Below are 6616 nucleotides of genomic sequence, written 5' to 3'. Positions count from 1 at the left end.
GGAGCCTGCTCGGCGGCGGGAACCGCCGCGTCCGGGGAAGCCGCGTCCGCGGGGGTGTCCGCGGTCGTGTCCGGCCGGGGGGCGTCGTCGAGGAAGGAGTCCACCGAGGAACGCCGCGCACGCCGCCGCCCGCCACCGCCGGCCGAGGTCGCCTCGGCAGCCGGCGCCGCCTCCGGGGCCGCGGCCGCCGGCGTCGGGGCCGGAGCCTCGACGACGCCCGCGCCGGTCCCCAGCGGTACCTCCAGCACGAAGGCGCTGCCGCTCATCCCCGGCACCTCGTGCGTCTGCAGCACGCCGCCGTGGGCGCGGACGATGCCTTGCACGACCGGGCCGTGGACCGGGTCCCCGCCGGAGTAGGGGCCGCGCACCTCGATGCGCACCACCTCGCCGCGCTGGGCGGCCGCCACGACCACCGTGTTGTCCATGTAACCACCCGTGGAGACGGGCGCGTTGCCGGTCGCGTCGACCCCGGCGACGTCCGCCACCAGGTGCGCCAGCGCGGTGGCCAGGCGCTGGGGGTCGACCTCCGCCTCGATGGGCGGCGCGTGCACGGCGAACTGCACCCGGCCGGGGCCGATCAGCTCCACCGCGCCGTCGATGCCGGCCGCGACGACCGCGTCCAGCATCACCTTGGCGCGGTGCAGCTCCTCGCCGCCCGCGGCCAGGGACTGGTAGCCGAGCACGTTGTCGATCAGCTGGGTGATCCGTGAGTAGCCGGCCGACAGGTGGTGCAGCACCTGGTTGGCCTCCGGCCACAGCTGGCCGGCGTCGTCCGCCGCGAGGACGGACAGCTCGCGGCGCAGCTCGTCCAGCGGCCCGCGCAGCGAGCCGCCCAGGAGCATCAGCAGCTGCTCGTGGCGGGCGGCCAGTTCGTCGTAGCGGTCCTTCTCCCGCTCGGCGAGCGACGCGTAACGCTCCTCGGCGTCGGCCGTCGCCTCCTCGAGCCGCTCGGTGAGCTCGCGGACCTTCTCGGCGCCGGTCCCGGTCAGCTCGCGGACCTCCTCCGCGTGGGCCTCGGTGAGCTTGCGGATCTCCTCGGCGTGCGACTCGGTGAGTTCCTCGACCTGGCCGACGTGCTGCTGGCGCAGCGAGGTCAGCTCGGAGGCGTGCTCCTCGGAGAGCTTCTCCAGCTCCTCCTCGTGCCGCTTCTCGGCGTCCTCGCGCTCCTTGACCAGGTTGTCGAAGGGCCTGCGGTCGGTGAACGTCATCACCGCGCCGACCAGTTGGTCGCCGTCGCGCACCGGCGCCGTGGTCAGGTCGACCGGCACCTTGTCGCCGCCGCGGGACCACAGCACCTGCCCGCGCACCCGGTGCTTGCGCCCGGAGCGCAGGGTGTCGGCGAGCGGGGACTCGTCGTACGGGAAGGGGGTGCCGTCGGGGCGCGAGTGCAGGATCAGCTCGTGCAGCTCGCGGCCGCCGAGGTCGCTGGCCCGGTAGCCCAGGATCTGCGCGGCCGCCGGGTTGACCAGCACGACCCGGCCGTCGGTGTCGGTGCCCACCACGCCCTCGGCGGCGGCGCGCAGGATCATCTCGGTCTGCCGCTGCGAGCGGGCGAGTTCGGCCTCGGTGTCCACGGTGCCGGTGAGGTCGCGGACGACCAGCATCAGCAGCTCGTCACCGGTGTAGGCGGGGCTGTGACCGTCGTGGGCCTGGCCGCCGTTCTCCAGGTTCGCGCTGGTGACCTCGACCGGGAACTCGCTGCCGTCGGTGCGGCGGGCGATCATCCGGGTGGGCTTCGTCCGGACGCCGGGCTGCAGGGAGTCGTCCGGCCGCCGCATCGAACCGGGGATCAGCCGGGAGTCGAACTCCGGGAGCAGATCGAGCAGTCCGCGGCCCACCAGGGCGGTGCCGGGCGTCTCGAAGGCGTCCAGGGCGATGGTGTTGGCGTTGACGACGGTGCCGTTGGCGTTGACCAGGACCAGCGCGTCGGGAAGCGCGTCCAGTATGGCTGCGAGGCGAGCAGCGCCTCGGGATGGCCTGCTGCTCACGAGACGCATTCCTCCCTGTTACCGCTCCGTGCTGACCGTGTGGGCCATCTTGCCAACCGCCCCGGCACGTGTCACGGGCAGAGTCTACGGGCACCGCGCGCCCCGGCGGCCCCGGATGAGAGGGAGGTCGCACGAGAGGTTGACGTGAGGTGCGGGCGAAATGTGGATCCCGACCCCCCTCCTCCTGGGCCTTCCGGGGCCTTCGGTGGAGCCCCGCGACTACCGCGCGGCCCGGATCTCCGGGAGGACCGGCACCATCGCGTCCCAGCGCGCGGTGCGGCAGCCGTCGCGGCGGTCGTACGCGGCGTTCACCCTGCGCCCGTCCCACCATCCGGTGATCCGCGCGGTGGCCGGGCCGCCGTCCACCATCGTGCAGAAGGCCTCCGGCGCCGACGGGGCGAAGGGGTCCCGCGGGCCGGCCGGACCCTCGGGGCCCGCGGCGAGGACGGGTCCCGCGAAGCCGCCGGGCCCCGCGGTGACCGGGCGGGCGGTGCGGGTCAGTTCGTCGAGCCGGGCGCAGGCTGCCGCCGCGTGCGGGTGGTCGCCGCCGCGGGGATGGCAGTCGAGCCGGTACCTGCTGTCCAGGCCCTTCCCCGCGTGCTGGACGGTGACGGTCAGCCGGTCCCGCAGCTCGTGGTCCCCGAGTGGGGAACCGGCGGCCGGGGCCGGGGCGGCGGCGAGAGCCGCGAGGGCGGCGACGGCGGAGAGGACGGCCTTGGCCGGCCGGGCGACGGGGCGCGTGGTGGCGTGCGACATGCCCTGCTCAACGCGGAAGGGCGCCTCCCGGTAGCGGTCTCGTACAGGGGTCCGAGACCGGCGCCGCGCGGATTCCTCCGGCACGCCGTAAGCCCTTTGCCCTGCGGGCCACGCGCCTAGTACCGTGGGGGCCAATTGGTGACCGGGCGCTCGTCTGTGTCATCATCTGCACACACCACTCGCGCTTGCGCGAGAGCTGTGCTGGAGGCGTCGCCTAGTCCGGTCTATGGCGCCGCACTGCTAATGCGGTTTGGGCTTTACGGTCCATCGAGGGTTCAAATCCCTCCGCCTCCGCATCTCTCGGGCCCCCGTTCCTCGAACAGGGGCCCGAGGTGTTTCCCGGGTCGGTCGGCGCGCCCGTCGCCGCGTCCTTGCGGGACACTCACCCTCGGCGAGCCCCCGGTGCCCTCCTTGGCCGGCCCGGGCCGGTGCGCTCCGTCCGTCCGCACCCCTTGACGAGCGGCTCGACCATCGGCGCGAGAGGGCGGCCCCCGTAGCGCGCGTTTCGACGTTTCCGCAGCTCAGGCCGGGTGCGCCGAATGGATTTCACATGTCGGCGGCAGTCATGTAATGTTCTTCCTGTCGCCGGGACGGGCCGAAAGGAACCGAAACGGAGACGACAACAAAACAAGCACTCGTAGCTTAACGGATAGAGCATCTGACTACGGATCAGAAGGTTGCAGGTTCGAATCCTGCCGAGTGCACACAGGTGAGAGGCCCCGGACGAAAGTCCGGGGCCTCTTGCGTTGCTGTCGTAGAGCAGCGGGCTCAGCCGGTGCGGCGTTCGTCGTGGCGTGGATCGACCGCACGCCCTTGGCGGGCGGCGTGCCGACTGGTGGACTGGGCGGATGATTTCTCAGATGGTCTGCGTGGCCGTGGGCGCCTGTGCCGGTCTCGCGCTGCGGGCGCGGCATTCCCGGCGGGTGGCGGAGCGGGCCGAGGCGGGGGAGGAGGTCTCCCTCCTCGTCATGGCCAGGCGTGGCGACCGGGGAGGCCGGTTCACCGTGGGCCGGGTGCGGACCGGTGTGCCGTTCCGGTGGGTGGCCACCCGGCCGTGGGCCCGGCTGCGGGAGCTGCCGGCGGGTCTGCGGGACCCCCGCATTCGCCCGGCGACCTTCGGCGAGTCGCTGTGGCTGCCGCCGCGGGGGATGGTGATCGAGTGCGGCTCCTCCACGGGACCGGTGCTGCTCGGTGTCCGGCCCGAACACCAGGGGCTGGTCGCGAGCATGATCCGCCGCGCGGGTGACACGTCGGACCAGTGACGCTCCGGATCGACGACACGTCGGTCCGGTGGTGTCGGGCTGGTGATCCGGGCGGGCCGAGGGGCCGGCGGGTCATCGCCGGGAGCAGGACGGCTCGGGGGTCCAGGCCGGGTCTTCGCAGCCGTAGGAGGTCCACAGGCCGTCGGAGAACTTGTCGTCGGTGCTGTCCGTGTAGATCTCGAGCGTGCGGTGCGGAGCGATGCGGTAGTACTCGCGGACCGGGTCGCCCTCGACGGTGAGGGAGGTGACCTTCAGTTCGGCGGTCCTGTCGCGGTCCAGCGCGCGGCGGAGGCAGGCGATCTCCCGCGCCGCCCGGGTCTTCAGCTCCTGGCCCTGGGCGAGGGTGACGTCACCGCAGCTCGGGTAGGGGTCCCTGGCCTCGAAGCGGGCCTTCTGCGGGTCGTACGTGACGACCAGGACCACGGCGCAGGCGAGGCAGAGGAGCGTCCCCAGGGCGGTCCAGCCGATCGCCGCCCGGCGGACCCGACGCGCGGCGGTCGGGGTGTCGCCGAGGGGGTGCCGCCGGCGCAGGCGGGCCCGTGCGCGGGCGGAGCCCCAGCGGGTGAAGAGGTGGATGCCGAAGACGGCCGTGGCCAGCCCCGCCACCGCGACGCACAGGACGCTCAGGACGACGGCGGTGGTCGACCATGCCGAGACGCTGATCATCGGCTGATCGTCCTGGCTCCGGGCGGGCGGGTCAACGGGTTCGGCGAAGTCGGACCGGACCAGGACGGCGGCCGGGCCATAGTGGGGACGGGTACCGCAGCAGGTCCCCGGACAGGTTCACCGCACTGGGAGCTGACGTCATGACGGAAACGCGCACCGTGGCCGTGCTGGGCACGGGGATCATGGGGGCCGCGATGGCCCGCAACATCGCCCGGGCCGGGCACGCCCTGCGGGTGTGGAACCGCAGCCGGGAGAAGGCGGAACCGCTGGCCGCGGACGGGGCGCACGTCGCCGGGACGCCGGCCGAGGCCGTCGAGGGCGCGGACGTGGTCGTCACCGTGCTCTACGACGGCGCCGCCGCGCTGGAGGTGATGCGGCAGGCGGCCCCCGGGCTACGGGCCGGCGCCGCGTGGGTGCAGGCCACCACGGCGGGGCTGGAGGCGCTGCCGGAGCTGGCGGAGTTCGCCGGGAAACACGGTCTGGTGTTCTTCGACGCGCCGGTGCTCGGCACCCGGCAGCCCGCCGAGCAGGGCAAGCTGACGGTGATCGCCGCGGGGCCGGTCGCGGAACGGGACCGGGTGACGCCCGTGTTCGAGGCCGTGGGCGTGCGCACGGTGTGGGCCGGGGAGGACGGCGCGCAGGGCGGTGCGACGCGGCTGAAGCTGGTGGCCAACAGCTGGGTGCTGGCGGTGACCGGTGCGGCCGGTGAGGCGCTGGCCCTGGCCGAGGGGCTGGGGGCCGATCCCAAGGCGTTCCTGGACCTCGTCGCGGACGGGCCGCTCGACATGCCCTACCTGCGGCTCAAGGCCGGGATGATCATGGAGGACCGGCTGACTCCGGCCTCCTTCGCGGCGGAGACCGCGGCCAAGGACGCGCGGCTGATCGTGGAGGCCGGGGAGCGGCACGGGGTGCGGCTGGACGTCGCCGCCGCGAGCGCCGAGCGGTTCCGCCGGGTCGTCGAGCAGGGGCGCGGGCGGCAGGACATGGCCGCGGCGTACTGGGCCAGTTTCGAGGGGGACCGGGCCGACGCCTCCGACGGCGATGCCCCCGCCCCCACCCCAGGGAACGGGAACGGGCGCGGGCGCGGGCAGGGGCACGAGGGGCAGGCGTCCTGACCGCGCGGGGCTGGCGGAGCGAAGGGCTGCGCTGGACGGCCGAGGGCCCGCTGCTGCGGTGGCGGGGCGGCCGGGAGAGCGCGCTCCCGCCGGGGAAGCGGGTGGTCCTCGCGGTGCCCGGGGACGGGGTCCGCCGCTGTGTCGGGGCCCGCGGCAACGCCTGCCCGGTGGCGGCGGAGGTGCCCGGCCGGTCGGGGTCCGCGCGTTGCGAGGAGTGCGCGCGGCTGGAGCGGGCCCACTCGGTGGCGGCGGACACCCGGGCCGACGACCCGCAGCCGTACCACGTCTACCTGGCCTGGTTCGGCCCCGGCATGACCAAGGTGGGCATCACCGCCCTGCGGCGCGGGCCCGACCGGCTGCTGGAGCAGGGCGCGGTGACGTTCACCTGGCTGGGGCGCGGACCGCTGATGGCGGCGCGCCGGACGGAGGAGCTGCTGCGGGCGGCGCTGCGGGTGCCGGACCGGATCCCGTACGACGCCAAGCGGGCGGTGCGGGCGGCGCTGCCGCCGACGCCCGGTGAACGGGCTGCGGAGGTCGCCGCGTTGCACGCGCGGGCGTCGGATCTGCCGGGTTGGCCGGAGGCGTTGGAGCGGGAGCCGCTGGTGGTGGTGGACCACATGGCGGTGTTCGGGCTCGAAGGGCTGCCGCCGGCGGCCGGGACGGTGCGCGAACTGGTGCCCGGCGGTGCGGTGGAGGGGACGCTGCTGGCCGCGGCCGGGCCCGACCTCCACCTGCGGACCGGGCAGGGCGTGGTGGTGCTGGACACCCGGTTGCTGCCGGGCTGGCCGCTCACCGCCGCCCCGGAGGACGGCGCGGGTCTCCCCCTCCC

General features: G+C 74.6%; 6 protein-coding genes and 2 tRNA genes. 5 read left to right on the top strand and 3 right to left on the bottom strand.

Translation table 11 applies throughout. The features are described from left to right. A partial coding sequence (locus ACOV8S_RS25300; RefSeq protein WP_448320528.1) for a PAS domain-containing protein occupies window positions 1–1988 on the bottom strand: 1988 nt, incomplete at its 3' end. Between the two features lie 219 nt (window positions 1989–2207). Continuing rightward, complete coding sequence (locus ACOV8S_RS25295; RefSeq protein ID WP_448320527.1) at window positions 2208–2744, bottom strand: SSI family serine proteinase inhibitor; 537 nt, start codon at window positions 2742–2744, stop codon at window positions 2208–2210. A gap of 203 nt (window positions 2745–2947) precedes the next feature. Here ACOV8S_RS25295 and ACOV8S_RS25290 point away from each other — a divergent pair. The 3 genes from ACOV8S_RS25290 to ACOV8S_RS25280 all read left to right on the top strand — a co-directional run bounded on the left by ACOV8S_RS25290 (window position 2948) and on the right by ACOV8S_RS25280 (window position 4006). Continuing rightward, a tRNA-Ser gene (locus ACOV8S_RS25290) sits at window positions 2948–3038 on the top strand. A 337-nt stretch (window positions 3039–3375) separates the two neighbouring features. Further along, a tRNA-Arg gene (locus ACOV8S_RS25285) sits at window positions 3376–3448 on the top strand. 144 nt (window positions 3449–3592) lie between these two features. Then, window positions 3593–4006, top strand: a complete 414-nt coding sequence (locus tag ACOV8S_RS25280; RefSeq protein ID WP_448320525.1) for a hypothetical protein — start codon at window positions 3593–3595, stop codon at window positions 4004–4006. A 72-nt stretch (window positions 4007–4078) separates the two neighbouring features. On the opposite strand, the gene ACOV8S_RS25275 is transcribed toward ACOV8S_RS25280, so the two are convergent. Further along, complete coding sequence (locus ACOV8S_RS25275) at window positions 4079–4672, bottom strand: hypothetical protein (protein WP_448320523.1); 594 nt, start codon at window positions 4670–4672, stop codon at window positions 4079–4081. Between the two features lie 140 nt (window positions 4673–4812). Here ACOV8S_RS25275 and ACOV8S_RS25270 point away from each other — a divergent pair, with 140 nt between their 5' ends. Together ACOV8S_RS25270 and ACOV8S_RS25265 are read left to right on the top strand one after the other, a co-directional pair. After that, window positions 4813–5787: an NAD(P)-dependent oxidoreductase gene (locus tag ACOV8S_RS25270; protein ID WP_448320522.1), complete on the top strand. Its 975-nt coding sequence runs from the start codon at window positions 4813–4815 to the stop codon at window positions 5785–5787. Further along, window positions 5784–6616, top strand: an 833-nt coding sequence (locus ACOV8S_RS25265; protein ID WP_448320866.1) for a DUF2797 domain-containing protein, incomplete at its 3' end; no start/stop codon positions are given. The genes ACOV8S_RS25270 and ACOV8S_RS25265, both read left to right, overlap by 4 nt.

It is taken from the genome of Streptomyces sp. CO7 (assembly GCF_053474865.1).
This window is presented reverse-complemented; position numbering and strand designations above follow the sequence as displayed.

Excerpts from the sequence above, each read along its gene's own strand:
- ACOV8S_RS25295 (WP_448320527.1), bottom strand. The coding sequence starts at position 2,744 with ATGTCGCACGCCACCACGCGCCCCGTCGCCCGGCCGGCCAAGGCCGTC.
- ACOV8S_RS25270 (WP_448320522.1), top strand. The coding sequence starts at position 4,813 with ATGACGGAAACGCGCACCGTGGCCGTGCTGGGCACGGGGATCATGGGG.
- ACOV8S_RS25280 (WP_448320525.1), top strand. The coding sequence starts at position 3,593 with ATGATTTCTCAGATGGTCTGCGTGGCCGTGGGCGCCTGTGCCGGTCTC.
- ACOV8S_RS25275 (WP_448320523.1), bottom strand. The coding sequence starts at position 4,672 with ATGATCAGCGTCTCGGCATGGTCGACCACCGCCGTCGTCCTGAGCGTC.